Genomic DNA, 26,743 nt, shown 5'->3' on the forward strand with positions numbered 1-26,743 from the left:
AGTCTCGACAGAATCGGCTACTCGCCGCCGGATTCGGAACCGCCTTGGCCGTTCCAGTTGTTTTCTTCATCGGTGGCAGTAGTAGATGAGTCGGAGTCGGTTGATCCCTCGCTGCCACTGGATTGCGTGGACGCCTCTTCGTTTTCACCAAGAGACCACTGCTTCACCCAGTCGTATTGAACCTGACCGGTTTCACTGTCACCCTTGGGAAACCAGTCGAGTTGCAGAGTCAGATGCATCGGCCCGGGCGGAAGGATCCCCATATCGGTCGTCTTCCACCACTCCTCACCGTCGACGAATGCGGTAATGGAGTCGGGGGTCCATTCGACGGCGTAGTTGTGCCACTCGGTAGCGTCAACCTCAACTTCGCCGTGAACCTGCGAGTTGTCCTCGCCGTAATGAAGGAAAAGCTCAACCTTCTTGCGGTCTGGGTCCATGATCTCGACGAAGTCGACTTCGCCGCCTACGGGGAAGTTCTCAGCGGTGGGCCAGAGCAGGGCGAGCGCGTTGTATGACGGCGAGCCCTTCGGGGCGCGCATCCGGACTTCCCATCGGCCGTACTGCTGGCTGTGCTCGGACCAGGCCATCCCGGCAGTGGTGCCGTCGCCGGTGCCATCGATGGTCAGGATCCCGTCCGCGACCGATGCGGCATCCGGTGAGCGCGTGCCGTTGCCGCCGTGCCCCGGTCCGTCGTAGAGGTTCCAGCCGGACAGGTCGCCGTCGAAATCGTCGATCTGGTCCGGCTCGCCCCACTGAAAGGTCTCGCCCGCTGTGGTCCCCTGTTCTCCTGTCTGTGGCGAGCTAGAACCGCCAGTGTCGTTGCTGTCGACGGCCGAAGATTCGTCAGTGGACGAGGCGTTGCAGTCCGCGGGGACGAAGTCCGAGCTGTCGACTCCGGAGTTTTCGAGCTGTTCTTTCAGGCTCTCGGCGCGAGCGCCCGTCTCGACGCTGACTTCTTGATAGAGAACCCGGGCAGCGATGCGCCACGAGCACGATTCGGGAGCGGTGGCAGCTGGGGCAACTGCTCCGGGGAGCGATGCCGCGATGGACAGTGCAGTCGTCGCGGCAAGCGATAGCCGGTTCAGTGCCATGAATGCTCCGTGTCGGCGGTGGCAGGCAGTGGGGACATCGGGGCTCGGACCTCCGTAGGCGGTCGGTCGGTAAAGGGGAACGGCGCTAGCAGGCCCCTCGATGGGTATGGGAGTTGCGCCCGTTACTGCTGACGCTGGGCCCGGTGAGGTCGATGACCAGCCCGCCCAGCCGGTTGCGGGTGAGGGGGATCCGGAGGCGTTTCCACTCCGAATCGCACGCGGCCCAACCTGGTGCTGCCGGGCTCGGTGCAGCCGCCGGGACAGCTTCGCCGACCGGATCGTGATCCGGCGGAGCGTGAAGAGGCCAGACGATCTGGTCGACACGGACGTACGGGGTGACGCGTACCCGCACGTCGACCGTCACGCGCGTCGCGTCTGTTCGCGGGATCGGCCAGGCGGTAGCCGTCTCGGCACGTTGGCGACCGGTGCCATCCCAGCCGAGTTGATCGGTCTGCACGCCCGGCAGGTATCGGGCCAGCACTGCCGCGCGTCGCTGCGGGTGCTCCTCGTCCCAGCTTTCGAGGTCGAGCGCGAACGCCCACGCGAGAGCCGCGGCCTCGGCGTCCTCGATGGGGCGCTCGGGCTCGGGCTCGGGCTCGGGCTTGGCGTGTCGACCGCCTCCGATCACACGACGAGGGCGCGGTGTCCAGGAGCCGTAGGTCTGGCTCTGACGGTCGGCCTGGTCGCGGTAGCCGGTCTCGATGGGCCGCGACTGCTTCCTTCCCCGCGGGTGCTCGTGTGCCTCCGTACTGGTGACCGTTGGTATCGGCGCGGTCATCTCGGCCGCGGTCTCGGGAGCTACCTGGGATGGCCGAGCCCGGTCGGAGTCGACCGGGGTTCGCTGGCTGATGCCGTTATCAGGGCGACGCGGTGTCCAGGGCTGGAGTTCAGTGCTTCCGGCGGACGGAGCACGAGGTGATGGAGCAGGAAGCGCGTCCTGCGTCCGGCGTCGGGACGGGCGGTAGATCGAGTTCGCCTCGGTGAGCGCCTGGGCGTGGTCGTGGATCTGTTGGGTTGAGACCTCGGAGGTCCGGCGGCGACTACGACGTACGGGCATCAGGTGCCCTGGCTGAGGTGCTCGGTGGTTGACGGCGGTGTGTGCATCGGCGGGAGATCCCCCTCGGCGGTTGCTGCGCGTGCAGGGGCTGAGACGAGGTGGCCGGAGGGCGACGGCGAGCCCGGTTATCCGGCGATCGACCAGCGACAGGGTTATAGCAGCAAACCTAGGTACCTGTCAATTAGCTAGCACAGATTCAGGGGGAGACGCTGCCAGCGAACGACATGATCGGAATGGCGTCGCCGTCCGAGCTGAACGGTGCTGATGACCTGCGCGCGGCGGTGGATCGCTGGTCGCTATGAGTGGACGCCAGGGGGCGCTGAGTGACGGGACAAATCGCCCAGCAGTACGGTCCTCGGGACAAAAAGCTTGTTGCGCACGTGAAGGGGGCTACGTGTACGTCAGGACGGGACCTGGTGGAAGTGGGGTCTGCATCGCCCCACCGCGAGCGGGCGGGCGGAGCCCTGCCGGTGCTGCGGACCCGAGCGGGACTCAGCAAAGCGGCGGCATCCGCACCGATGGCGCAGCTCTGTCGAGGTGCTTACGGAGGACGGCGCGAGGGGAGAGGGCAGCGAGGCGGTCGTCGGACTCGCCCCGACCGCAGGGGTCGCCGTCGGGCTGACCGCTGAGGCTGGGAAGGGGCGGCGGCCCCCCGTGTAGCCCGAGGGGCCGCCGCCAATGAACTTGCGTTCGCCGATGACTAGCTAGGACTGACGCGGTCCGATGTAGTCCCGAGACTCAATAATGAGCCCGTCCCGCACTCGCAGAATAAAGACTGCTGGCAGAGTGAACTTTGCTGCACCGCCCCCGGCGATTGCTGCGAAATCGAACTCGGCAGTGAGGTACTCAGGGTCACTGCCAGGGTAAAGGGTGGGGCGTTCGATGGTGAGGCTGTCAAGCTTGCTGCCGAGCCCAACGAAGAAGTCTCGAACTGCCGCGCGACCAGTCTTCGTCACTGGCCCGTCGGGATCGAATCGGTTCGTTACCTGAACGTCTTCGGCGTACAACTCGGCGGCTGTGTCCCATTCGCGGGCTGCCAGGGCTCCTGCGAGGGCCTCGAACACGGCGGATGGGCTTGGAGAGCTAGAGGTCATGGATATGGATTGTGGCAGTGTCGCGCAGCCGTGGCCGGTACCCGGCCGGATGGTGTTGGTCCGAACTGTTGATCTGTCTGCGCCTGATGGGTGTAATCAGGGCTCATCACAGGCAGCGAGCAGGTGCTTACCGGGCGTCGGAACGGGCCAGGTCAGGAGGTGGGCGGGGTCATGTTGGGGCTAGCTGGCGACCAGCCGGAGCTACCGCCGTTGCAACAGTGGCCGTCGTACCGGGAGGTCCGACGTTTCTGTCGACGAGTGGTCCGGGCTACTGGGGTCGAGCCACCTCTTGAGCTGGGCGAGTTGTGCGCTGCTGTCGGCAAGCTGCGCGGGCGCCGCCTCAGCGTCCACTATCGGGCCTTGCGGCCCGGTCTGTTCGGGTTCAGCTTCCCCAGTCCAACGGAACCCCGGGACTTCATCCTTGCCGCGGACAACACCTCGCGGCTGCATCAAGAGCACATCGTGTTGCACGAGCTGGGTCACGTGTTGGCGGGTCACCTTGACGAGTCCGGGTCGACCGCTGAGGTCCACAGCGGAAGTGGCGACGCCGGTCAGGAACGTGAATGGGTGGCGGAAAGCATCGCAACGGTGCTGGCGGAACGAGCCCTGCTCTACACACGGCGGTTCGGGGAGCGGCCTGCTGACCCTGCATCACGTGCGCTCGATGAGGCGTTGCGGTCCGGAGGTGCATGGATATGACCACCTTCTATGCGGCATTGGCACTGGTCGCGACGTGCGGGTTGCTCTGGGCGCTGACGCAAGTTGGCCGGCTGACTCGGGCGCCACGGTTGCTCGCCCTCACCGGACTGATGATCTTCTGGGCGGGGTCGTGGCCGTTCGGGCTCATCGCGAACGCGGGTACCGGCGCTCTTGGTCTGGATCGACTCGACGCCCGGACGATCGAGCACGCGCTCCGACTGGTCGCCACTGCGTGTTTGCTCGCCTTCATCCTCGCCACCCCGAGGCCGAGACGGGCCGAGCCGACTGGTCGTGTCGCTGCCGTCTGGTGGTGGCAGGCGGCGGCGCTTGTGGTGGCGGTCGTTGCGCTGGTGCTCAACAGTGCATGGACACCGGCCGAGCTGCGAGACTCGCTCGCGGGCATGGCGAATGGTGACGCGGTGAGTGGGGCCGGGCCGGTCGGAGCGACCTCGGCGGCGCTGTTCTTCCTGATCGAAAACGTCTACTACCTGGTGGCGTTCGCAATCGCGACGGTGTGGGTCACCGGCCACCTTCGGCGTGAGCCGCTGCCACCGGCGCTACGGCGAGGACTGCGGCTGCTCTGGCTCGGCTCGACGGTCCTCGTTCTGGCTACGGCCGTGCTCAGCGTGTCTGTAGTCGTGCGGTGGAGCGGGGTGCCACCGCCACCGGCGCTCAACGGACTGGGCCTTGTGTTGCTCGCGGTCGGCTTGCTCGTGGTTGTGCTGGGACTGGCTGCACCGGCTGCGGCCAGCCTTGGAGTCATGCTCCGGATCGTGGGGGAGAACTGGGCTGCAGCGCGGGAGCTGGAACCGCTGTGGAGTGAGCTGCGGGAGGTGTTCCCCCGGGAGGACGCTCCCGTTGATCGAGGCGAGGACGGCTTCGGCGGCCTGAAGTACACGGCCACAACTGATGCCGCTACGTCACCGGTCGCCGCACGCCTATCGCGGCGGTTCTACCGGAAGGTGATCGACTGTCGCGACAGGCTCCACCTGCTCAGTCCTTACCTTCAGGAGATCACGCCTGACGGCCAGGGCCCGTCTGATCTACCGACCGGCGCGCAGCTCCTCGCGGCGCTCGATCTGCGGCGGGCGCGCACGCTTGACTACGCGGACTCCCCGGTAGTCGGTCGGCCGGACGATGCGGTCGGTTTTGACGATGATGTGCAGGTACTGGTACTGCTTTCCCGGCGCTTGGTCGCTGCCCAGCGAGCGGATGGCCGCCTTGTGCGCGCGTCAGCGCGTTAGGTCACATTTGGCGGCGTTCAGTCCTCAGTGTTGTCTTCGGTGGGGTTAGCGGGTTTCTGCTTTCGCTTCGGGCCGGACTTCGCGCGCTGATCTAGATCGCTCATGTCCTGGACCAGTCGGGAGACCGACTCTCGGGTTGCTGGGCTAAGACTCATAGCGCGTAGTGCGATGTCTTTGACACCGCTGTCGCGAAGAGCATGGAGTAAGGCTAAATCGTCGCCCGCAAGCTCGGCCTCAGCGGTATTGAAAAACGGTGATACTGGCTTCTTGAAAAAGTCGGCGAGTGCTTCGAGCACGTGATGGGTGGGGTTAGGTCGAGCCCCACTGCGTAGTTGGCTCAGGTAGGGCACCGACAGGCTCGGTCCCCCGTTGCGGCGGATCCCTTCTGAGATCTCTTCCAGGGTGTAGGGCTCCCGGTCAGGCGGGTGCACGTACCGCACGAGATAGCGGAAGTATCTGGCGACCGGTCCGAGGTCGCCCTCCTCGTCTGCTTCGCTCATGGCAGGCCCCCCCCGGGCGGTGGTGTGCTGGCAACGTCCTCGCCTAGTGAACCGCCCGAGGGGCAGCTTCACCAAATCGTCACCGGCGGGTCGTGCTGGACTAAACGGGTGAATCTTGATTCGCCCGCCGTCACGTCCAGTGATCGGCTGTCTTTGTAAGTACCCCTTTCAGGGGCTGGCGCTGGGAGTTCTCCCGGTGGACTTCGAGCTGTGCCAGCGAGCTGTGCCAGCGAGAAAGTTGACAGATGCCAGCGTTGCCAGCATCGTTCAGGCGCCTTGTTTTGCTGGCACAGCGTGCGGCGTCGTAGGGGGCTACGGGTGCCGAACGCCTACCGACCCGCGATGAGACCTCTTGGCGGCGCTCATCGCGACCAGGGGGGTGCTGTCCGGGACCGAGTGAGCCCCCTCGCTAGCCCGGGCAGCACCCCCGACGACGACCCACGCTCGACCGTCGGCCGCCAAGGGGTCGACACACGCTGCTAGAGGGGGCACATGCGATGACCACTCACTACCTCGCGCAAGGGCTCAACACCAACGGGCTGATGGACTGGCTAGCCCAGAACATCGTTCCTGTCGCGGTGATCGGTATCGGCCTGGTCGCCGTAGCCGCCGCGGCGAAGTCCGACATCGCAAAGATCGTCTCGATGATCGTCTGCGTGATGGTCGCGCTGGTCGTCGTCGGTATCGGCCTGATCGACGGGGCGCCGCAGGGAGTAGCCGAGTGGGCCGGCCGACTCCTCACCGGCGGCAACGGCAACTGAGCCGTCATGCGCTCGCGTTCTGACGACGAGCTGTATGCGCTACAGAACCGCTACCTCGGTCCGCCCGGCCGCACACTGCTTTGGCAGGCCCGCTATGCCGCCTATGGGCTCTGGCTCGGGTACGCGTTCCTGTTCCTGATCGTCCGCGCACAGCTCGGGATCTTCGACGGTGCCATCGGCTACGGAGTCGTCGCGATCGCCGCCATCCTCGCCACTCAGTACACGATGCGCGTGATCACGCCGGATCGGCCCGTGGCCGCCGTCCTGGCTCTGTTCGCCGCCGAGCTCCGGGCACCGCGCTCCGAGACGACGACCGTCGTTGCGGTGTCCGACCCCCGTCACGTGCTCGTGTCTCCCGCCCGTCCCCGTCCCTGGGAGGACCGCCGATGACCAGGCTCGCTACCGACCCCGCCCCGCCCATCCCTTCCCCCGCGGGTACGACATTCGACTACCGACACGAGGCGGTCCCGCCGAGCAGCTCGCGCAGCGAGCGGCGTCAGGCCCGACGAGCCCGCCGCCGGGACAAGTCCGCGACCGGCGCGGAACCCGCGGTGAAGGAGTACCGCCCGAACCTGGCCCTCCGAGGGATCACCGGGCACCTGACCCGGACCGACTCCGGAACGATGGCCTGGTACTCCCTGGCTCCGCGGCCGTGGGCGATGCGCGCCGATCACGACCGGGAAGCCCTGATGTCCGCGGTCGGTCTGGCGTTGGCCGCGCTCCCGGGGCGCTGGCTGCACTGGCGGGTCACGTGGAGGCCCTACCCGGCCGCACAGTGGGCCCGCGCGCACGACGAGTGGGCCCGCCCACTGCCAGACCAGCCAGACGGCGTGAGCTGGGAAGAACACCTCATCGCCGAGCAGGAACGAGCCCTGGCCGTGCCGAAGGCGGTCAAAGAGGTCTACCTCGGGGTGGAGATCCGGGGAGGCCGCAGCAAGCTCGGCAGCCTCGGCGACCAGCTCGCCGCGAGCCGGAGCGCAACAGTCGGACGCCTGGCCGGGCGCTGGGTCGACGCAGAGCTGTCGGCACTCGACGAGGAAGTACAGCGCATCGACTCGCTGATGACGACCTCAGCTCTCGGCGGGGAGCCCGTCACCGCGGGCGAGATGCTGCACCTGCTGTACCGCTCGTGCGCGCTGGGTCTGCCGCCGGAAGCGGTGATGCCCGCGGCGCCGGACTCGACTTGGGCGACCGAGGACATGGCTGCCGTCGACGGGCTGGCCCGGTGGACCGCGGAGCCGTACGCCCCGACCCTGCGTGTGCGGGGCGTAGCGAGCGGGGAGCGCCACGACCGCCACGTTCTCGTCGCGTCGCTGGGGCGCATGGGAGAGCTGAACGTGCCCGCGGCTGACCTGCCGTGGATGACCGTGGTCGACAACGTGCCCGTCCCGGTGGAGTGGTCGGCCCGGATGCGAGTGCTACCGCAGGAACAGGCCGCGCGCAGCCTGCGCTTCGTGGCCGACCGGGTGGATGCCCAGCACCGTCACTACGAGGTCGACCACGGAGTCGACGCGCCCCCGGCCCTGGCCCGTCAGATCGACCTTGCTTCAGCGGTTCGTGACGAGCTGGACACCGACCAGACCGGGCTTTCCGCGCGCTGTGAGGGCTGGTGGCGGCTGGCGATTCCCGGGCGGACCGAACGGGAGACCTTGGAGACCTTCGACCAGATCCGCCACCTGTTCCACCCGCAGGTCGCGGTCGAGCGCTCCGAAGGGCAGTACGCGATAGCTCGAGAGTTCATCCCCGGGGAACCCCTCGCGACGACCGCCTATCGCCGTCGGATGAGCCTGCGGCACCTGTCGATGGCGGTCCCGACGGCCACCGAGATCATCGGCGACGACCACGGCCCGATGATGTTCAGTGCCAGCACTTCCGGTCGGCCGATCCCGTGGGATCCCTGGTACGACATGGACACCCAGCAGGTATCCGGGCTCACGCCGGTGATCGGTGGGCTGGGGTCTGGCAAGACGTTCCTGATGGGCACCCTCGCTGCACAGGTCGTCCGCTCGCACAGCGCGTACGTCACCCTGCTCGACCCCTCCGGCCCGCTCACGCAGCTGACCGAGATGCCGGAGCTGCGTGGGTACGCCCGCGGGCTGTCGTTGATGGACGCCCCACCGGGCACGCTCAATCCGTACTCGATGATCGCGGACCCGGATCCCCGCGAGTACCCGGCCGGGCCGCAGGGCGACGACGAGTTCGCACGAGACCGGGACACCGCGCAGGCTCAGCGTTCGAACCTCGTGATCAGCGTTCTGACACAGCTCCTCCCCGCCGCGATCCGCCGGGAGTCCGGGGTGCAGCAAATGTTGTTGGGCGCGGTCCACCGTGTGGGACTCGGTGCTGATCACGATCTCGGGGAGGTGATGGAGGCGCTGCGCCACATCGGCAGCGAGGGCGAGCGTCTGGCTGAGTCGCTCGGCCCGATCTTGTCCCCCTCGGGACCGGCCCGGCTGCTGCTGGGAGCCCCGGGGTACGAGCGGTGGGCCAGCGACACGGATCAGCTGCTGGTCCTGTCGACCAAGGGGCTCACTCTGCCCCGAGAAGGTGTCGATGAACAGGATTGGGGGCTGGACGAGCAGCTGTCACTTCCCCTGATGCACCTCGCCGCCTGGCTGGCCTACCGCCGGGTCTACGAGCTGCCCCGTGCCGCACCGAAGATGGTCGGCCTCGATGAGCTGCGCTGGCTGTCGATGACGAGTACCGGGCGCACGCTGATCACTCAGTTCAGTCGTGACAACAGAAAGTACCGGGCCCGCGTCCTGGTCGCCGGGCAGCTCGCCTCGGACGTCCTGCAGCTCGGCGGTGGCGACTCCGGGCTGGCGAGCCTGTGTCATGACGTGTTCGTCGGACGTACCACCGACAGCGAGGCTCAGAGCGATGCCCTGCGCCTGCTCCGGGTGCCGACCGGGGTCGGGTACGAACCGCGCCTCAGTGATCTGAGCAGCGGTGTCGGGATGCTCGGCACCGGCCTGGCCGCGGATGCGCCCCGTGAGTTCATCTGGCGGTCGGGTGAGTACTGCGAAGACGTACGGCTTGACGTCTCCGGCGATCACTACACGAGCTTGCGTGAGGTCCTGGACACGAACGCAGCACGCTCCGGGACCGGCCGATGACTCCCCCGTCCCGTCTCCGCTCCCCGCGGGCTCTGGTCGCTTGGCTGCGCCGCGGCCGTGTCGGGGGGCAGCGCTCGGGCTGGCTGCGCCGGGCGCGGGCCGCGGCGGTGCTCGTGGTGTTCGTGGCGGGTCTGGTGCTCGCCGGTGCGGGCGTGGCGTCCGCGATCCCGCCGTTTGATGAATGCAAGAGCCCGCCGATGCCGACGGATCCGGCCGGCGGGTTCCTGAGCACCCTCGATCAGCTCGTTGTACACGAGCCCATTGCCGGAGAACTGCCCGACGATCCGGCAGAAGTACAGAGCCAGCTGATCACGTACTACGGATATGCCGGAATGCAGTGGTCGAATTACGACCTTGGCTGCGGCGGTAGTGTGCGCGACCCCGGTGCATCGGTCGACACTATGTTCGGAAATTTCTTCCTCTGGGTTGCACGAGCACTGTTCGCGGCACAGCAGGGATTACAAGAGCTGGTGACGATGGATCCGACAGCCGGAGATGTCACCGATGCGTCGGACAAAACGGCACAAGCGCTGTTCGATGCTGTCTTCTCGCCGTGGGCTGGCGCAGCTCTGGTTTTGGCAGGCAGCATCGTCATCATTGCGGGGCGCCGCGGCGACGTCGGCGAGGTATTAAGCCGCGTCTGTCTCATCCTTGCCGCAATCGCGGTCTCTGCACTCTCGTTCGGTTCTGGCGCCCAGTTGTCGCAGGAACTCAGTGGCTCGGTCCGACAGGCTTTGCAAGATGCGCAACAGTCCGTCGCACGGCAGGCCTTTCCCGAACAGGAGGAAAGCGCCGGACTGGCGATGCGCGACGCCGTCTACCAGCAGATTATCTATCGGTCGTGGAAGGACGGCCAGGTCGGCACGTACGGCCGGGACGACATCGCGTGGCAGCTCTTCCAGAATCAGGCGCTCGATTACAACGAGTGGTGGTCCATCCTCGACGGGGAAAGCAATCAGGAGGAGACGTACACACCTAAGGGCGAGCGCTGGATGGAAATCGCCGACCAGGAAGCGACTCCTGCGGAATACACAAACCTGCAAGGAAAAGGCGACGGCCGTACCGCGACCGGCCTAGGCGCCGCTCTCATCATGGCGCCGATCGCAATCGTCCAGATCTTCGCATTGATGATCCAGTACATGCTCGTGCTGTTCTTGGCATTCCTGCCGATCGGGGCGCCGCTCGTCGCCCTATTGGCGATCGTAAAGCCGGGGACTCTCGAAAAGTCAATCAAGGTTGTCGGGGCAGTGATATTCGGCGGTCTCGTGGCGAGCGTCTGCGCGGTCGCGCATTCAATCGTTATCCTCACGATGGCCGGTAACGGGGACCTGACCGACGGCAGCATGATCGTGGCGTCGTGGGCGACCACCCTGATTCTGTTGAAGCTGCTGCGCCCGATCGTCAGCCTGACCGGCATCTTCTCCTCGACCCGGGCAATGGCAGGGCAGTTCAGCCGTCGCGCCGGGCGGGCACAGCAGTGGATCAAGTCCGAGGTTCGCTACCACGAGGCGAATCGGGCCACCACCCGCCGTCATCAGCAGCTCATCGGGGCACTACGAGGCCGGATTCCCGGACGAGCTGGTCCCGCGGGAGGAGATGAGGGCGGCCCTGACGGTCCGGGGCGACCAGGGCGGCGCCCACCCGGACCGCCCGGACCGCCCGGACCGGGTCCGCGCCCGCCCGGTCCCGGTCCGCGTCCGCCTGGTCCACGTGGTGACGGCGCTGGCAGGGACGGACCGGAGGGGGGCGACTCGCCCACCGGCCCGATCGGTGTCGGGCCACGACCCGGCCCGTCCGGGCCGACCCGCAACGATGGCGGCGGGCGGCGGGAGGCGAGGCCCGACACCGTCGGCGGCTCGAACCGACTGAACACGGTCGAGGGTGCCCGTCGCCGTCCGGACACAGGAGTCACTGGCCGACCGGATCAAGGGACTGGCCCCGCGACTCCCTCGACGAGACCAGACGGGCGACGAGTACCCCGCCCGGGACACGTGACGGCCGAGGACCCCAGTACTCGGGGAGGCGGCGCCCGGACCGGCACCGCGGATTCCGGCGTGGTCCCGCCGACTGCGACCCGCTCGGCCGGGACGTCGTCGGCGACGCGTCGGCGGGGTCCAGGGCTCTACCGGCCGTCCCGGGCGCGCTCGGCGGCTCGTCCGCACGCTGGCACTGCGGCGGGCCCGCGGCCTGAATCCAGGAGGGCGAGGCCGTGGTAACCGGGCGTCCGCTCACGTCGTGGCTGCTCTACAGCCGCCGCAGGTTCTACGGGGTCACCATCGGGGCCGTCGTACTCGTCTCGGTCGCGATCCGGCTCGGCTCGGTCGAGGTGAGCGCCCCACCTGCCCTGCCACCGCCGCCGCCCCCGCCGGTGGCTGCACCCGCGCCGCCACCGCCACCGCCACCACCCGCACCGGCCCCGCTCGAACCTTCCTCCCCGCGGGCCGTGGCGGAGGAGTTCGCGACGCTGTGGGCCTCGCCGGACACGCCACAACGTGAGTGGTTGGGGCGTCTTCGGCCACTGGCGACCGAGGAATACGGCGCAGTCGTTCTCGCGCAGGTCGATCCGGTCAACGTCCCGGCCCGCCAGGTGGTCGGCGAGGGCCGGGTGACTGCCGAGGCAGAGGGCCTGGTGCAGGTCACGGTCCCGCTCGACGGGCTCAGCATTCAGGTCGAACTTGTCGACGTCGACGGCACGTGGCGGGTCTCGAACGTCGAACCGCTCGCTGGTGCCTGACTGATGGCGTTGCTACTGACGCCGCGGCCACCGACCCGCCGCCGCGTGGTCGGAGGGCTCGCCGGGGTCGTGCTGCTGGCCGGGTTCGGGATCGTGGCCGTGTTCAGCGCCATGATCGTTGCCAGTGAGCCTGCGTTCGACGTTGCGCGTCGGCCGGGGTGTGTGGCGACGCTGACGCCCCCGCCCGCTGCGGCTGGCTCTGGCCAGCCGGGGGCGGGCGCCGTGTGGTCGGCAGCGCAGCGAGCGAACGCACAGGTGATCGTCGAGACCGGGCAGCGGATGCAGGCTCCGGCCCGCGCTCAGTGGGTCGCACTGGCGACGGCGATGCAGGAGTCCACGCTCAACAACCTGGAGGGCGGTGACCGGGACTCCGGCGGCTTGTTTCAACAGCGCCCCTCGCAGGGCTGGGGCACGCGGGAGCAGATCACTGATCCGGCGTACGCCGCGGAACAGTTCTATGCCCACCTGCTCGCGCTGCCCGGCTGGGCGGCGATGCCGCTGACCGAGGCGGCTCAGGCCGTGCAGCGATCGGCTTTCCCAGATGCCTATGCCAAGTGGGAACAGGCCGCAGCCGACTTGCTCGGCGAGCTGGGATCGGCGGCACCGGGGGAGTCCGTTGACTCGCTGGTGTGCGCCCCGGCCGGAGCGCCGGGTGCTCTGCCGGGTGGGGCGCCCGCGGCGCCGGGTGTTGCAGGGACGGTGCTCGCGTTCGCCGCCGAGCAGCTCGGTAAGCCCTACGTCTGGGGCGCAACGGGGCCGGACACCTACGACTGTTCGGGGCTGACGATGCGTGCCTGGCAGGCCGCAGGCGTTCAGATCCCCCGGGTCTCGCGTGATCAGGCGAGGGCAGGCCAGCAGATTCCGATCGACCAGGCGCAGCCGGGGGACCTGGTGTTCTGGTCGTCCAACGGCAGCGTGGGCGCGGTCCATCACGTCGCGCTGTATCTGGGCAATGATCAGATCCGCGAGGCTCCGACGACCGGGGTGCCGGTCCGTGATCGAGCCTTGAACTGGGAGCCGGGTTCCTACGACGAGCGCCGGGTTCTGCCGTTCGTGATCCGGCCCGGTGCTCCGGCATGAGTTCGCCCTCCGGGCCGCTGGTGCGTGGCGCGAGCGTCGACGGACAACTACGGGGCCGGAGGACCCTCACCGGGGCCGGCCGGGCTCGTCCCCCCGCGGGTCTTACGGCGCCGGCCGGGCTCGTTGTGCCACTCGATGATGCGGGCCGGCTTCCAGATCCAGGACTGCCCGATCCGGTTGTCGGGCTCGGGCATCTGCTTGCGGTGGCGGTACGCGGAGACCGTTTTCAGCTGGACCCCGAGGTAGGCGGCGACGTCGGTCGACGTCCACCACTCGGCGTCCGGATCGGGCTTGGGCCGGTCGGTCATCTGCGCGTGCACCCTCCGTTGTCAGCGGTTCCGCAGGTTACCAAAACACCAGGTCAGGCCACGCATCGCCGGGGCGTGCCGCAGCCTCGCCGCACGGTGCCGCACGGCACCGCACGCACCTCATGTACAGACCAGGTCTGTACAACTACAGACCTGGTCTGTACCGTCCGACGTGTGCCGATGAGGCGCACTGAGGTCGGGAGGACCACATGATCAATCCGTTCAAGCGGCGCCGTGCGGTGCCGCAGACGCACACCGCGGCGGGGGAGGGACCGCAGCCGCCCGTCACCTACGGGCCGCAGGCTCCGCGCCCTGGCCGGGACTGGTCCAGGTTCGGCGCGAAGGCTCTGACCGGGACCCGGGCGGCCCTGCTCGGCGTGGTCGTGCTGGCGCCCGAGGCGGCCGCATGGCAGGGCCTGCTCGCGCTGGCCCGGGACACGTTCCGGATGACCGACGGCTGGGAGTACCTGGTCCCGCTGCTGTTCGGGGCCGCGGCGTTCTACGTCGCCCTGCTCGCGCAGCGCTACGTCCTGCGCGGTGACTCCGCGATGACCGAACGTGCCCTGACCTGGCTCTACGCTGCCGCCGGTGCGGGGTTCAACTTCTGGCACGCGAGCACCGTGCTCAACGAGACGGCCTCTGCGATCTTCTTCGGTGGAGCGTCCCTGTCGGCCGCGCTGCTCTGGGACCGCACGCTGCGTGCCTGGCGCCGCGACCAGCTCCGCGAGATCGGCGCACTCGAGCAGCCTCTTCCCCGATTCCGGGCCCTGCGGTGGCTGCTGGCGCTGCCGACGACGTTCCGCGCCTTCCGGTTCGCGGTCCTGCACGGGCTGAGCACTCCGGCTGAGGCGCTGGCTGCCGTTGAGATGGCCGCAGAGCGCACGCGCAGCGCAAAGATCGCACGCCAGTACACCGCCCAGACCGAGCGCGCCGCTCAGACCGAGCGGTCCGAGCTCACCGAGAGCGACCCGGCAGCACATGACGCCGTGCTGACCGAGAACACCGACGACACCGCGGACAAGGCCACAGCCGAGGCCGATGAGACCGCGACCGACCCGCACGGCATCCCGGTCGTCCCGGCCGAACAGCCCCGCACCTCGCTGGCCGAGCTGGTCACGACCAGCGGCAAGGCCGCCGCAGTCCGTGAGGCGTGGCGAATGATGGGCGTCGGGCCGGACGAGCACCCGACCCGCGACCACATCGAGAAGGTCGTCGAGCTGTTCGCGCGACAGGACATCCGGGTCACCGAGAAGTACGCCCGTGAGGTCCGTCGGCGCATGAAGGCGGCGCAGGCCCCGGCCCCCCGCCCGGTCGCGCTGGTCAAGGCGGTGAACTCCTGATGCTGGACATCGTGATCACCGCCGGACTGACCGGCCACATCGCCTTCGTGGCGGGCTGGATCTTCGCCGAGAAGGCCAACGGCCGCACCAACTTCCGCGCCCGCTGGGACCAGCAGGAGCGGCGGCACGCGCGGGAGCGCACGGCGCTGCTGGCCGCGCTCGACGAGCAGCGCGAGGACGAGCCCGATCAGGACCACACCGCGGCCGGGGTCGAGGTGCGGCATGGCTGACAACATCAAGCCGCGTTTTGCGGTCAAAACATCAAATCACCAGAGCGCAGACAAGCTGCCCGAGACGGAGTACAGCGCCGCTACCTACGGAACGGCCGCCGACGCGGTCGCCGAGTGCCGCAAGCACATCGAACGCATCCAGGACGCCCTTCGGAAGGGGAAGATCTGATGAACGCCAAGCCTCAGACTGCGAAGCCCCTGACGGCGGCACAGGCCGAAGCCCGCATCCGCGGCGACGTGGCCGACCAGCTCGCCACCCCCCCTCCGGACGCACGGGTCCCTCATCGACCGCCCGGCCGTGCATGCGGCCCTCCTCCCCGCGGGCCACTCGGTTGGCCCGGTCGCCCGCACGACATGCCGCGAGTTCGGACACCACGTGCCGCGCGGCGGGACCGCGTGCGGTCCGTGCTGGGAGCACGCAATCCGCAACGACGAGCGGTTCGTCATCGAGGCCGAGCTGACGATCGCCGACCAGCCTCCCGACCCCGGATACGTCGATGAGGTTGCCGTGCGCCGCACGCTCGACGGTGAGGTTCTGCCGCTCGGTGCGAACGAGCTGGACGAGGTGATCCGGCGCATGCACAGGGAGGGGGCCTCGCCCACGGCGATCAGTGAGATGACGGGTCTGCGGTACCGGGAAGTGCGCGCCCGGCTGCACGCCCTCGCGTCTCGCGCTGTGGGCAACACCGCCCCGATCGAGGCGCACAAGACACCGCAGGTGGCGTGATTGCCGGAGCGCACATGCCGCAATTTGCGGTTTAACACGATAACGATAAAACACAGACGGAGGTGTGAGGTCCGATGACGATGGAGATGGAGAAGCCCGGGGCGGCCGACCCGATGCCAGACACCGCGGCGAAGTCGACAGAGATCGTGTCCTTGCGCGGGAGCGGGACCGAGCTGGTCATACGTCCTGAGAGCGCACTAGCGCGTCTGTCGGCGACCCCGACCGCGGTCCGGAGCCTCGCCGCGGCCCGGACCGTGAGCGCGGCAGCGCTCGACGGGGCGCGGCGGACTGGCCGCGTCGCCTACATCGCCACGGTCAGCGCCCCGGCCCCGTTCGTCGGTCGGGCACTCGGGCGGTTCATCAGCGGTCAGCCCATCGTCGGGGAGTCCCGCACCGACGCCACGTTCTGGCGGACGGCTCGCCGCCAGCCGATGGAGATCGCGGGCGAGACCAACAAGTGGTCCTATCTGGCGGGCTGGCAGCGCAGCTCGGCGCGCATCGGGGCGCTGCTGGTTGCGGTGGGGGTCGGACTGCTGCTGCGCCCGGATCTGATGGTGGCCGTCGGTATCGGACTGGGAGTGCTCGCGCTGGTGTGGGGCACGTACGGGGTCACACGCAGCGCTGAGACGCGAGGACACCGGGCGCGCTACCTCTGGCCGCTTCACGAGGCTCTGAGGGGCCCGGTCCGCCAGACCGCGACCCGTCCCGAGCAGTGGCTTCACATCCCGCCTGACTTCAAGCGCAATCCCGGTTCTGACCTGCGGATTGACCTGCCGCCGGCCTACGACGGGTCGGACGGCGTGCAGAACCACGTCAAGACGGTCGTGCGGAACAAGCTCGGCCTGGAAGGAGACACGGTGTTCAGCTTTCACACGGAGGGCAACAAGCCGCACGTGACGTTCCGGGAGCCGGTCCGCCCACCTGCGAAGGTCACTTACGACGACATTCTGCCGCTGATGAGGAAGGCGAAGGAAACCGCTCCCATCATCGGTCTATCCGCTGGTCAGAAGCCGGTAACGGTCGATTTGGAAGCGGATTCACCGCACGTTCTCGTCTCTGCCGGATCCGGAGCGGGAAAGTCTGTGCTGCTCCGCGCGATCCTCTCGCAGGGGCTTGCCAAGGGTGGGTACGGAATTATCTTCGACGTCAAGAAGGTCTCGCATATGTGGGCGAGCAGCCTGCGGAACTGCGAGTATCACCGCACAGCCGAGGCGATTCATGACCGCCTGCTGTCGCTCCGCAACGAGGTAGATCGGCGAAACGATCTGGTCGAGCGGTTCGCCGATATCGACGGAAACACTGACCACGTCGATGTGGGTCCGCGGATCTGGGTCATGGCGGAGGAAATGAACGCCACGATCAACCGTCTGAACAAGTATTGGCGAGAGATTAAGGAGAAGGGCGAGCCGAATACATCGCCCGCGGTCGAGGCGCTGCTCGATCTGCTGTTCATGGGCCGCCAGATCAAGATTCACGTCGTGTCCGTTGCGCAAATGGCGTCGGCCCGCACTATGGGTGGTCCGGAGGCGCGCGAGAACTACGCGACTCGGTGCCTCTCGCGCTACACGATGAATGCGTGGAAGATGCTTTGCCCGGAAGTGTGGCCGATGCCGAGGAAGCCGAAGCAGCTTGGTCGGTGGCAGATTGTTACTGCTGGGGCGGCAACGGAGACGCAGGTTGCATTCTTTACGCCGCGACAGGCGCGAGATTTGGCGCAGCTCGGGGTTCCGACGAGCTTTCGGGACGATTTCGATCACGCGGGCGTCTCAGGGTCGCAGCCGTCCCATGATCGGGATGACCTGGGACAGGGCCCTGAGACTGTCCCAGAGACAGTGCCCGAGGCGGAGATTGTCGAGGCTGGACCTGCGGATTCGCAGGAAAGCGGGGCTGTCTCAGATCGAATTGTGTTGGTCGGTCTGCGAGAGGCGGTCGAACACGACCTGGTCGACGGTATGACACTCGTGAACCTGCGAAAGGCAACCCAGCGCGACGTTCACTTTCCGGCATCCAAGGGAAAGCGTGGTTCGGAGCGCCTGTACCCGGCCGATGAACTGTCAAAGTGGGCGAGGAACCGGCGAATGTCTGGGAGCGATGAAGCGGATCAGTCGGAGTCCGTGGACGGCGAGTCCGAGAATGAGTAAGGATGATTCCCCGATGACCGGGAAGCGTGTTTATGTCAGGAAGTGGGCGGTTCGGTGTGTCGCGGCAGCGGGGGTCGGGTGCATCGGTCTCGGCATGGTGGCCGGTGGGGGAGTGCAATCGACGGAAAAGTCGGACGGGTGGCCCGGATCCGCCGCCATGACCGTTGCCGGTGGCCCTGCTGCGGAAATGCTTGCCCGCCTGCCAGTGAAAGGGCGCGCGCCGAAAACGGGATACAGTCGCGACGAGTTCGGGCCGCGATGGTCCGATACCGACAAGAACGGGTGCGATCAGCGCAACGACGTGTTGGCTCGGGATCTCGACGATGTGGCCTACAAGCCGGGTACGGACGACTGCGTCGTTCAGTCTGGGATCTTGAATCCCGACCCGTACACCGGTGAGGTCATTCAGTTCGAGCGCGGGGCCGGAAGTAGTTCAGCCGTCCAGATCGACCACGTCGTGTCGTTGTCGGACGCATGGCAGAGCGGAGCCCAGCAACTCGACGCCGCTGCTCGCGAGCAGTTCGCGAACGACCCGGACAACCTGCGTGCGGTCGACGGCCCGACCAACGCGCGGAAGGGCGACGGCGACGCTGCGAGCTGGCTGCCCCCGCGCCGCGAGTCGTGGTGCGAGTACGGCGCCCGCCAGGTTGAGGTCAAGGCGAGGTACGGGCTGTGGGTGAAGCCTGCTGAGCGTGATGCGCTCGCGCGCCTGCTCGACACCTGCCCGGCGGCCCCGCTCGCGTCCCTCCCCTCGGGCGAGATCGCAGCGGTGCCCACTGTGGTTCGGACGATCGCAGCTCGCCCCGCCCGCGACACGACGGGGTGATCGGCGGGTGGAGATCGCAGCGTGCCGCGGCGTGTCGATTCCCAATGGTCAATGGCAGACGGTAGGAAGGGCCCATGTCAAAGTCGTCCGCGCGACCGACCCGGAGCGCCAAGCCTGGTCCGACCCCTCGCTGGGGCGCACGGTCCTATGTCTCGGTGGGGTGGCCCGAGCAGCACCGGCACCTCTACGAGGACGAAGCCAAGAAGCACGGCCTGAGCCTGAACGAGTACGTCATCCGCGAGATGGCGAAGCTGCACGGGCTCACGGTGCCGTCGACGACGGACGACACCACGGCGGACCAGGAGCAGCTGCCCTTGGGTGCCTGACGTGGGTCTCTGACTCCAAACACGCGAAAACCCCCCGAAGTCTGCTTGGCGGCGTGCTGTCGGGGGGCCCGCGTTTCCGTGACCTCGAAAGGAGGTTGCGAGTGCGATGGTACCGGCGGGTTCCCGGTTCGGGAATCCACAACACGCGCTTGCCCCTCGGCGGTGGGTGGTCCCCGTGACCCACGCCGCGAACAATGCCGACCGCAGTTCCCTCGTCCGCGTCGCTGATGCGCTGGCAGAACGGGGTCTGGTCGACAGCAGCCGGGGCGATCAGCTCTATGCCCGCTGCCCGGCCCACGACGACGGCAGCGCCTCGCTGTCGGTGACATGGCGTACGGACAGCCGTACCGGGGCCGGGCGGACGTTCGTGCGCTGCCACACCGGGTGCGACGCCCGCGCCGTCGTCGAGGCCCTGGGGCTGAATCCCAACCTGTCGGACCTCTACGACGAGCCCCCGGCCCGGCCTACCGACTCGAACCGCGCACGTTGGGAACCCGAGCACCGGACCCGGACGCCGCGGACCACGAGCAAGCCGAGGGCGGCCCGGGGGAAGGCTCGCCGTCGGCTGGTCGAGACCTACGGCTACTGCGACGAGTACGGCCGCCTGATCTACGAGGTCTCCCGGTGGGTGCCCAAAGAGTTCACGGTCCGCGTGGTCGACTCCGCGGGCCGCCGTCAGCCGCGGTGGCCGGTCAAGTCGCGCCGAGTCCTCTACCGGCTGCCCTCGGTGCTGGCCGCCATCACCGCCGGAACCCCGGTCTGGCTCGTCGAGGGCGAGAAGGACGCCGACGCGCTGACCGAGGCCGGGGTGACCGCCACGTGCAACGCGGGCGGTGCTGCGGCCAACGGCGCAGAGCACGACCGCTGGCTGCCGCAGTACACCGAGTCGCTACGCGGCGCCCATGTCGTGATCGTGATGGACCGCGACGAGGACGATCCCGAGCAGCCTGGCCGACAGCACGCCGCGCACCTCGCCGACCAGCTTGCACCGGTGGCCGCCTCGGTCTCGGTGGTCCGGGCGGCAGAGGGCAAGGACGCCGCCGACCACCTCGCCGCTGGCCGCGGGCTCGAGGATTTCGAACGCGTGGAACTGGACGCCGCCGAGCCCGTCACCCCGCAGCCGGAGCAGGATCCCGCTCCGGTGGACGTGAACGGTGCTGCCGCCCCCACGACCGCCACGGAGGCGCCCGCCGCCCCGAACGATCCGGCCGCGGCCACGGTCGACCTGACCCGTGAGCGGCAGCGCCGCCGCGGGACCGACGACGGCACCCCGCCCCCGCGTCGCAGCATCCCGAAGATCCGCGACGAGTACGAGGTACTCGACGACGAACTGTGCAAGATCGAGACGAAGGGTCGCGGGGAGGACCGCCAGACCGTGGCACGCGTTCTGCTCCCGGCCGCACCGAAGCTGCTTCGTCGGCTGCGCTACGACCTCGGCGACGGTGCCCCGCCGCGGGTTACCCACTATGACCTCGCGGTCTCGCGTGACGGCGAGACGATCGACCTCCCCGCCATCGCCGAAGAGGACTGGCAGAAGCTGACCTGGGTCGCGGACCTGCCCTGGCCCTGCCCGATCGACGACACGCAGTCCGGCCGCTCCAAGGTCCGCGCGGGCATCGTCGCGGTCTCCGGCCCGACCCCGGTCGAGACGCTGTACGGCTCTCTCGGTTGGCGTGAGATCGGCGGCGGCTGGGTCTACCTGCACGCCGGGGGAGCCATCGACGCCCGGGGCGCCCGCCCGGATATCCGGATCGAGACGTCCCCGAAGTACCGAGACTTCGCCCTCCCCGCTCCCTTCCCCGCGGGTGACTCAGCCGCCTTGAGCGAGGCGCTGACGGCCTCGTTCGGGCTCATGGACGCCATCCCGGACCGCCTCGCCGTGCCGATGCTCGGCGCGGCCTACCGGGCGTGTCTGGGCTACAGCCGGGTCACGATCCTGCCCGTCGGTGGCCCGAGCTCCGGCAAGACTGGTCTCGCGGCGGTGGGCCAGCAGCACTACTGCCCAGCCGCGCGCTACGACCATCTCCCGTTCGGCGCGGGTGAGGACGCCGCCACCCTGACCAGTCTCGAAGAGCACCGCTTCACCGTCGGGGACATGCTCACCATCGTCGACGACGGAGCCCCGGACCGTGGAACCGAGGCGCTGGGCCGCCGACTCAATGTCCTGGCGCGCTCGCAGGCCGAGCAGCGAGGCAAGGACCGCGGCGCCCGCACCGGCGGGATCCGCCCCGAGCACAAGCCGCGTGGACTGCTCGGAGTGACCGCCGAACAGTGGGTCGGAATCGAGTCGGCCGAAACCCGCGTCGTCGCGCTCGACATGCGCCGCGGGGAGCTGAACCCCCGCGACGCGTTCGGCCCGCTCGATGCCGGGAACGGGCCGGAGCTGCGTGCCCGGCTGACCGCCACGCTCGTGCAGCACTACGCCGACCGGATGCCGATGACGAGCTGGCTGCGCAGCACCCGGACGGTCTTCACCGACGCGATGGTTCGCAGCGACTCCCCGGATCCCGGCGTGGAGGCACGCCGTTCCGAGGCGGTCGCCGATCTGGGCGTGGGCTGGCGGGCGCTGCTCGACATGGCGGTGACCCGCGGGGCACTCACCGAGGAACAGGCTGCTGAGCGCTGGTCGCGCGTCTGGGTAGCCCTGATCGAGACAAGGGATCGCATGATGGCTGGCTCGGTCGAGCGCCGTCCCACGGAGATCGCGGCATCCTCCCTGCGGTCTGCGCTCGTCCGGCAGACAGCTGCGCTGCGGGACCCCCGGACAGGGGAGCACCCGGTCAACGCTGAGCTGTGCGGGTGGGAGCGCCTGGGCGGATCGATGGAGACGACTTGGCGCCGGGTCGGCTCGCCGATCGGCTGGACCGACGGCGACCGCGTCTGGCTCGACCCCGCGGCCACGACCGAGGAGATCAGCCGCCAGTCCCGCGCGGCAGGCATCCCGCTCAACCTGACCCGAGACGGGCTCGGCGGCGCGCTGGCTGACGCCGGGATCCTGCGCACCCGTGAGACCGCCAAGGGACGCCGCACGACCCGCAAGATCCGTGTCGGACTCCCCGGCGGCGGCCCGAACCCACAGGTCACCGTCTGGGACGCCCCCTGGTCCTGGCTCTGGCCCACCGACGATGATGACGATGACGACACCGGCGACGACTGGACGCTGCCGCTCGGCGACGACCAGGGTCCCGACGGTGAGGCCCCGGATCCTGAGCAGACGGCGCCCGCTCCCGAGCACACTCCCGCCCCTCCGTCTGCGGCACCGACTCAGCTTGACGCCCTCGCCGATACCGCCGCCCTGTCGGCGTCTGAGGTGTCCGCTGAGCCCGCGGACCGCGAGACCCCGCCGAATGACCCGGCCCCGGAGCCTGCCGCGCGAGAGAGCGGAGCTGAGGGACAGGAAGGCACCCGGCCCGGCTGTGCCGGCCTTGCCCTCGTGGCGGCGGCGGCGATCGGCTGGCTGGCCCGCCCCGACGGCGACCCGGTCCCGGTCGACCTGGCCGACGACGCCGCTGCTCTGGGAGCGCTGCTGAACCATGGCGAGTCTTTGGGCTTGGGCCACCGCGACGGCCGCGGGCAGTACCGCGGAGCCAAGTGGGCCTACGGCCAGATCTGGATCCTGCCCGGCGCCCGGGAGAAGCTGGGGCTACCGGCCGAGCTGCCCGAGGACCACACACACGTGCTGCGCAAGATCCGCGATGAGCTGGACGCGGCTGGGTGGGGAATGCGTGAGAACGCGACGCTCTCGGGCTGGAACGTGATATTCCGAAAGGACGGGCGCCGGTTCCACCTCGTGATCCCCGAGTGGCAGATCGAGCCCTCCCCGTTCGGTGAACTGACCGAACCCGCACAGGTGCTCGCTCGCCGACTCGGGGCCTACGCCCGGACCACGGGCGTCGCCTACCGGTACTCCCCGGGCGTCACCGGCGTCTCGCTGATCGGCACCACGCGCCCGGAGCTGGTGAAGACCGCCCGGCCCGAGCTGCCCAAGCCGACCACCTTGCCGACCCTCGAAGGTGACTACATCTGGCAGCGCCCGATGCAGCCGGACGAGAGCGCGATGCCCTACGTCGACGCGTGGGACGTCAACGGTCTGTTCCTCGGCGCCGCGACGTCGCTGCCGCTGGGCCTTGGCGCGCCGGAGGAGATCACCGACGCTCCGCAGTTCGATCCGAACGTGCCCGGGTACTGGCGGATCAACACGCTGAGCTGGGATGACGCTCGGCTCCCGGACCCGCTGCAGGTCGCCGGGCGCCGCCGCGGCGGTGACTACCTGTGGGTCACCACGCCGACGATGAAGATCCTGACCGATCTGTACGAGCTGGCACCCGAGATCAGCAAGGCATACGTCTGGCCACATGGTGCGCCGAAGAAGGGCGACACGTGGGACGGCCGAGCTGTGCGGGTGCTGGACAAGTGGGTCCGCGAGCTGAAGAACGCGCGTAACGATCTGCTCGGTGAGACCACCGATGACGAGCGCGCCATCCTCGCCGCGGTCAAAGCCACCTATCGCGCCGGGATCGGTCGTCTCGACGCTGCGAGCTGGCGCGGCTCGGACTACCCACTGCACCGCCCGGACTGGCGACACCACATCGTCGCGCAGGGCCGCTACGCCCTCACCCGGAAGATCGTCACCGCAGCGAAGTCCGCCGACCGGTACCCGCTGGCGATCGCAACCGACGCCGTGCTCTACGCCTCCGACGACCCGACGCCTGCCGCTCCCGCGGGCTGGGTCGAGGGCGATCAGCTCGGACAGGTCAAGCACATCGGCCGCCTCCCGAGCACCGACGTTGCTGCGCTGCTCGCCGACGGTGGCACGCCGAAGTCGAGCACCTACGACGGCTCGACGATCGTCGATGCGGGACTGATGGACCGCTTCAAGCACGCCGGAGGTGAACGCTGATGGCCCGCGGTCGCGGCCGGAGCATGGACATGGGGGAGGCCATCACCAAGGCCGTTCGGGGCCAGCGCACCCCCCGCACAACAACGACGTACCGCCAGATCAAGGACCTGATCAAGACCTACGGCGATCGGGACGCCGCTGACCGTCTCGGTGTCTCCGCCCGCACGCTGCGGACCTGGGTTCATCCCGACCGGTCCAAGCGCCGGGCCCCGAGCAAGGCCAACCGCGGCAAGATCGGGACCGAGCACGGCACCCGCGAGGTGCGACGGGCTACCGCCCCCCGGCGCAGGCTCAACCGGCTGGGTAAGAAGGGCATCAAGGTCAACTTCACCGGTCAGGCCGGTCCGACGCCTATGGGCAAGGACTATCGCCGACTGCGCAAGATCACTGCGGATCTCCCCCCGGACGCCGCCGAAGCGATCATGAACGCCTACGTCGAGGACGGTCCGGCCGGAGCAGAGGCGGCGTTCCGTGAAGCGATGCGCGAGCACTACCACGATGCTGACTGGCAGTTCAGCGACCCGCAGGAATTCCGATTCGACGACTCGGACCTACACGGAGACGGAGACGAGTGGTGAGCACGTCCGGGCTGGACCAGTACGGACCAGTGGGGTACGTCGGCATGATCGCGGTAGGGCTGGCGGGCGGGGCGTTCGTGGTCCGCCGGTGGCAGCACACGACTCGCGAGGCTGGGGACAGCCTCCGTGGCGAGTACCTGAGCCGGGTGTGCGGCCTGCTGTTCGTTCTGGCGGTAATCGCGTTGTTCGTGCTGATGCCCGGGGCTGCGCTGGTCGGGGTGGACCTGCCCGGTTCGGTCGTTCGCGTGCTGGCCTACGGGATGTTCGCCTGCGCTGTGGTGGCAGCACTCAGCGGCGTAGTGAGCTGGGTAGAACGGAGAGGTGCTGCACGGCGAGATGCCCAGCTCGGCATCACCGACGTGAAGCCTCGCCGACTGACTGTCGGCACAGTCGCCTACCTCGGAGCGGCTGGCGGCCTGGTCCTCGGGGTGCTCATAGCGTTCGCCGTAATGATGTTGATCTGGGTCATAGACCCGGGGGCGGCCTTCGCCCTGTTCGTCGAGCGCCCGGCTCCGATATGGCTATTTGTCATGGTGCTCGCTATTACAGCGTTGTGTGCGGGCGCCGCTGGCTATTGGCAGAACCGTCGCCGTAACTGAAAGGATCTGCAACTGTGGCGTACACGTATCCAGAGTGGGTGTGCACCGATTGCGGCACGAGTGGGGTCGGAGAGATCGAGTGGCAAGATCACTCGCTGCAAACAGACTGTCAGGATTTCGAGGAAGTGAGCTGAGTATGAGGGTGAGGTGTGGACTGCACCCGCGATGGACAGCAGCGGCCGGGGTCCTGGCCGCCGCTGCACTCGTGTTGACAGGCTGCGGCTCTGCCCCGGTTGACGACTTAGCCGGCCGATGGACCGGGACCTGCACGGACAGTCCCGCGTCGGGCTATGCCGGTAACCCGTTCACTATCGAATTCAAAGATGAAAGCCGCTACGCGACATTAAAGTACCGCCAGACTATCCCCGACGAAGGATCGTTCTGGCTGGGCGACGACAGCGCCATCACTCTCGCAGAAAACGACGGTGACGTCCTCGCAGGGTCCTACGAACTTGCGGATCCTCGATTGCAGCTTAACTCGATGGCAGAGCCTGGAAATGCCAGAAGTCGGCCGGTCTGGTGCACACTGACCCGAGGCTGAGACCAGCGGTCAGCCGCGATGTTGAGGATTCGGCCCCGCCAGAGTCGCCACCATCGCTACGGTAGGCGAGCGGTCGGGCCCTGTTGAGCGTGCTCCGGCGCCCGGCCGTCCAGCCTCAGCCCTGTGACCGATCGATCGGCTCCGAGTCCGCGGTGTGACCGATCGGCCGCCTGACCGATCCCTTCCCCGCGGGTCCTCGGAGTAATCTCCCCGTCGAGTAGGGCGCTTCCCCCGTCCAGCTCGGCCAGTAGCAGTCGCTGAGGGCGCTCTGAGCGCTCGGGGGAGGACCGATGCCATCACCAGCCGAGGACAGGGCAGCACAGCAGCGGGCGGCAGAGCGAGAGCTCTTGCAGGCGTTCGGGCACGATCTGCCGCGGAAGGCTGGTCAGGGCCAGTACGCCGGGATCGACCAGGGTGAGTATGTCGCAGAAGCCATCGGCGCGGTTTTCATGTCACTCGGGATGCACCTGCGGGATCTACCGCGAGTCGTTGTGACCGATGCACTTGCGGCGGCTCGGCTCCATCTGAACGGGCCATCGGGGCGGGCCCCTGAGAGGAAATCGGAGCGCCTTGACAGATGGCCCCGGACACTAAGTGATTTGACACTAAAACCCCTCTCGTGCTGATGTCTGGTGAGTAGGGGTTTTAGTGACAAATACAGTAGTACTGTAACACTAAATGAACTCTTTATTGCGTAGCAATGAAGATAGTTAACACTAAAACGCTGTTGTTTTAGGTTGGAAACGACTTAACACTAAAACAGCAAGCTGACCTGCACAAATAGCGCGCTTTAGCGCGCGTGGGTGGTTCCGGCCGTGAGGCGCGCAGCGCCTCACACCCCAGGCGGCCGG

At 68.2% G+C, this 26,743-nt stretch carries 22 protein-coding genes; 17 read left to right on the plus strand and 5 right to left on the minus strand.

What is annotated here, in order from left to right; all coding sequences use genetic code 11:
- Positions 1 to 17: 17 nt before the first annotated feature.
- From Ae150APs1_RS29830 to Ae150APs1_RS29840, 3 genes are all read right to left on the minus strand, one after another.
- The gene (locus Ae150APs1_RS29830) at positions 18 to 1,091 is read right to left on the minus strand and encodes a glycoside hydrolase family 16 protein (protein ID WP_075303058.1); all 1,074 of its coding nucleotides are present in this window, start codon (positions 1,089 to 1,091) and stop codon (positions 18 to 20) included.
- An 85-nt stretch (positions 1,092 to 1,176) separates the two neighbouring features.
- Entirely contained in the window at positions 1,177 to 1,869 is a 693-nt protein-coding gene (locus Ae150APs1_RS29835; protein WP_075303060.1) for a hypothetical protein, read from the minus strand.
- A 983-nt stretch (positions 1,870 to 2,852) separates the two neighbouring features.
- Positions 2,853 to 3,212 carry a nuclear transport factor 2 family protein gene (locus Ae150APs1_RS29840; RefSeq protein WP_075303062.1) on the minus strand — a complete coding sequence of 120 codons (360 nt, stop codon included), beginning with the start codon at positions 3,210 to 3,212 and terminating at the stop codon, positions 2,853 to 2,855.
- 725 nt (positions 3,213 to 3,937) lie between these two features.
- Here Ae150APs1_RS29840 and Ae150APs1_RS29850 point away from each other — a divergent pair.
- Positions 3,938 to 5,185 carry an MAB_1171c family putative transporter gene (locus tag Ae150APs1_RS29850; RefSeq protein ID WP_075303066.1) on the plus strand — a complete coding sequence of 416 codons (1,248 nt, stop codon included), beginning with the start codon at positions 3,938 to 3,940 and terminating at the stop codon, positions 5,183 to 5,185.
- A gap of 17 nt (positions 5,186 to 5,202) precedes the next feature.
- On the opposite strand, the gene Ae150APs1_RS31725 is transcribed toward Ae150APs1_RS29850, so the two are convergent.
- Positions 5,203 to 5,685: a hypothetical protein gene (locus Ae150APs1_RS31725; RefSeq protein ID WP_075303068.1), complete on the minus strand. Its 483-nt coding sequence runs from the start codon at positions 5,683 to 5,685 to the stop codon at positions 5,203 to 5,205.
- A 497-nt stretch (positions 5,686 to 6,182) separates the two neighbouring features.
- Between Ae150APs1_RS31725 and Ae150APs1_RS29860 the strand changes: the two genes are divergently transcribed.
- The 6 genes from Ae150APs1_RS29860 to Ae150APs1_RS29885 all read left to right on the plus strand — a co-directional run bounded on the left by Ae150APs1_RS29860 (position 6,183) and on the right by Ae150APs1_RS29885 (position 13,376).
- Complete coding sequence (locus Ae150APs1_RS29860) at positions 6,183 to 6,446, plus strand: hypothetical protein (protein ID WP_075303070.1); 264 nt, start codon at positions 6,183 to 6,185, stop codon at positions 6,444 to 6,446.
- Between the two features lie 6 nt (positions 6,447 to 6,452).
- Positions 6,453 to 6,836, plus strand: a complete 384-nt coding sequence (locus Ae150APs1_RS29865; protein ID WP_075303072.1) for a hypothetical protein — start codon at positions 6,453 to 6,455, stop codon at positions 6,834 to 6,836.
- A 161-nt stretch (positions 6,837 to 6,997) separates the two neighbouring features.
- Positions 6,998 to 9,562 carry an ATP-binding protein gene (locus Ae150APs1_RS29870; protein WP_170918220.1) on the plus strand — a complete coding sequence of 855 codons (2,565 nt, stop codon included), beginning with the start codon at positions 6,998 to 7,000 and terminating at the stop codon, positions 9,560 to 9,562.
- Between the two features lie 107 nt (positions 9,563 to 9,669).
- Positions 9,670 to 11,778, plus strand: a complete 2,109-nt coding sequence (locus Ae150APs1_RS32425; protein WP_170918221.1) for a hypothetical protein — start codon at positions 9,670 to 9,672, stop codon at positions 11,776 to 11,778.
- Between the two features lie 227 nt (positions 11,779 to 12,005).
- Entirely contained in the window at positions 12,006 to 12,296 is a 291-nt protein-coding gene (locus Ae150APs1_RS31735) for a hypothetical protein (RefSeq protein WP_075324345.1), read from the plus strand.
- A gap of 3 nt (positions 12,297 to 12,299) precedes the next feature.
- The gene (locus tag Ae150APs1_RS29885; protein ID WP_075303080.1) at positions 12,300 to 13,376 is read left to right on the plus strand and encodes a C40 family peptidase; all 1,077 of its coding nucleotides are present in this window, start codon (positions 12,300 to 12,302) and stop codon (positions 13,374 to 13,376) included.
- Positions 13,377 to 13,423: 47 nt separating this feature from the next.
- On the opposite strand, the gene Ae150APs1_RS29890 is transcribed toward Ae150APs1_RS29885, so the two are convergent.
- The gene (locus Ae150APs1_RS29890; protein ID WP_075324344.1) at positions 13,424 to 13,684 is read right to left on the minus strand and encodes a helix-turn-helix domain-containing protein; all 261 of its coding nucleotides are present in this window, start codon (positions 13,682 to 13,684) and stop codon (positions 13,424 to 13,426) included.
- A gap of 209 nt (positions 13,685 to 13,893) precedes the next feature.
- On the opposite strand from Ae150APs1_RS29890, the gene Ae150APs1_RS29895 reads away from it, so the two are divergent.
- From Ae150APs1_RS29895 to Ae150APs1_RS29930, 10 genes are all read left to right on the plus strand, one after another.
- A complete protein-coding gene (locus Ae150APs1_RS29895) occupies positions 13,894 to 15,024 on the plus strand; it encodes a DUF2637 domain-containing protein (protein ID WP_075303085.1) in 1,131 nt (376 codons plus the stop codon).
- Positions 15,024 to 15,254 (plus strand): hypothetical protein, encoded by a 231-nt coding sequence (locus Ae150APs1_RS29900; protein WP_075303087.1) that lies wholly within the window; start codon positions 15,024 to 15,026, stop codon positions 15,252 to 15,254. The genes Ae150APs1_RS29895 and Ae150APs1_RS29900 overlap by 1 nt, the downstream gene beginning before the upstream one ends.
- The gene (locus tag Ae150APs1_RS32430) at positions 15,247 to 15,423 is read left to right on the plus strand and encodes a hypothetical protein (protein WP_170918222.1); all 177 of its coding nucleotides are present in this window, start codon (positions 15,247 to 15,249) and stop codon (positions 15,421 to 15,423) included. Before Ae150APs1_RS29900 ends, Ae150APs1_RS32430 begins: the two co-directional genes overlap by 8 nt.
- A 129-nt stretch (positions 15,424 to 15,552) precedes the next feature.
- Complete coding sequence (locus Ae150APs1_RS29905) at positions 15,553 to 15,981, plus strand: hypothetical protein (RefSeq protein ID WP_139317304.1); 429 nt, start codon at positions 15,553 to 15,555, stop codon at positions 15,979 to 15,981.
- A 74-nt stretch (positions 15,982 to 16,055) separates the two neighbouring features.
- Positions 16,056 to 18,122, plus strand: a complete 2,067-nt coding sequence (locus Ae150APs1_RS29910; RefSeq protein ID WP_083680691.1) for a hypothetical protein — start codon at positions 16,056 to 16,058, stop codon at positions 18,120 to 18,122.
- Positions 18,123 to 18,135: 13 nt separating this feature from the next.
- The gene (locus Ae150APs1_RS30830) at positions 18,136 to 18,948 is read left to right on the plus strand and encodes an HNH endonuclease family protein (protein WP_249266625.1); all 813 of its coding nucleotides are present in this window, start codon (positions 18,136 to 18,138) and stop codon (positions 18,946 to 18,948) included.
- A gap of 155 nt (positions 18,949 to 19,103) precedes the next feature.
- The gene (locus tag Ae150APs1_RS32435) at positions 19,104 to 19,274 is read left to right on the plus strand and encodes a hypothetical protein (protein ID WP_170918223.1); all 171 of its coding nucleotides are present in this window, start codon (positions 19,104 to 19,106) and stop codon (positions 19,272 to 19,274) included.
- A gap of 175 nt (positions 19,275 to 19,449) precedes the next feature.
- Entirely contained in the window at positions 19,450 to 24,174 is a 4,725-nt protein-coding gene (locus Ae150APs1_RS29920) for a hypothetical protein (RefSeq protein WP_139317651.1), read from the plus strand.
- A gap of 29 nt (positions 24,175 to 24,203) precedes the next feature.
- Positions 24,204 to 24,752 (plus strand): hypothetical protein, encoded by a 549-nt coding sequence (locus Ae150APs1_RS29925; protein ID WP_139317302.1) that lies wholly within the window; start codon positions 24,204 to 24,206, stop codon positions 24,750 to 24,752.
- Positions 24,749 to 25,351, plus strand: a complete 603-nt coding sequence (locus Ae150APs1_RS29930) for a hypothetical protein (protein ID WP_139317301.1) — start codon at positions 24,749 to 24,751, stop codon at positions 25,349 to 25,351. Before Ae150APs1_RS29925 ends, Ae150APs1_RS29930 begins: the two co-directional genes overlap by 4 nt.
- Positions 25,352 to 26,743: the final 1,392 nt, after the last annotated feature.

Source organism: Pseudonocardia sp. Ae150A_Ps1, from assembly GCF_001932315.1.
In the GTDB taxonomy this organism is placed as follows: Bacteria; Actinomycetota; Actinomycetes; order Mycobacteriales; family Pseudonocardiaceae; genus Pseudonocardia.

What these genes read in the sequence shown, in the direction of transcription:
- Ae150APs1_RS29830 (WP_075303058.1), bottom strand. Translation starts at nt 1,091, where the DNA reads ATGGCACTGAACCGGCTATCGCTTGCCGCGACGACTGCACTGTCCATC.
- Ae150APs1_RS29835 (WP_075303060.1), bottom strand. Translation starts at nt 1,869, where the DNA reads ATGACCGCGCCGATACCAACGGTCACCAGTACGGAGGCACACGAGCAC.
- Ae150APs1_RS29850 (WP_075303066.1), top strand. Translation starts at nt 3,938, where the DNA reads ATGACCACCTTCTATGCGGCATTGGCACTGGTCGCGACGTGCGGGTTG.
- Ae150APs1_RS31725 (WP_075303068.1), bottom strand. Translation starts at nt 5,685, where the DNA reads ATGAGCGAAGCAGACGAGGAGGGCGACCTCGGACCGGTCGCCAGATAC.
- Ae150APs1_RS29860 (WP_075303070.1), top strand. Translation starts at nt 6,183, where the DNA reads ATGACCACTCACTACCTCGCGCAAGGGCTCAACACCAACGGGCTGATG.
- Ae150APs1_RS29865 (WP_075303072.1), top strand. Translation starts at nt 6,453, where the DNA reads ATGCGCTCGCGTTCTGACGACGAGCTGTATGCGCTACAGAACCGCTAC.
- Ae150APs1_RS29885 (WP_075303080.1), top strand. Translation starts at nt 12,300, where the DNA reads ATGGCGTTGCTACTGACGCCGCGGCCACCGACCCGCCGCCGCGTGGTC.
- Ae150APs1_RS29890 (WP_075324344.1), bottom strand. Translation starts at nt 13,684, where the DNA reads ATGACCGACCGGCCCAAGCCCGATCCGGACGCCGAGTGGTGGACGTCG.
- Ae150APs1_RS29895 (WP_075303085.1), top strand. Translation starts at nt 13,894, where the DNA reads ATGATCAATCCGTTCAAGCGGCGCCGTGCGGTGCCGCAGACGCACACC.
- Ae150APs1_RS29900 (WP_075303087.1), top strand. Translation starts at nt 15,024, where the DNA reads ATGCTGGACATCGTGATCACCGCCGGACTGACCGGCCACATCGCCTTC.
- Ae150APs1_RS32430 (WP_170918222.1), top strand. Translation starts at nt 15,247, where the DNA reads ATGGCTGACAACATCAAGCCGCGTTTTGCGGTCAAAACATCAAATCAC.
- Ae150APs1_RS29910 (WP_083680691.1), top strand. Translation starts at nt 16,056, where the DNA reads ATGACGATGGAGATGGAGAAGCCCGGGGCGGCCGACCCGATGCCAGAC.
- Ae150APs1_RS30830 (WP_249266625.1), top strand. Translation starts at nt 18,136, where the DNA reads ATGACCGGGAAGCGTGTTTATGTCAGGAAGTGGGCGGTTCGGTGTGTC.
- Ae150APs1_RS29925 (WP_139317302.1), top strand. Translation starts at nt 24,204, where the DNA reads ATGGGGGAGGCCATCACCAAGGCCGTTCGGGGCCAGCGCACCCCCCGC.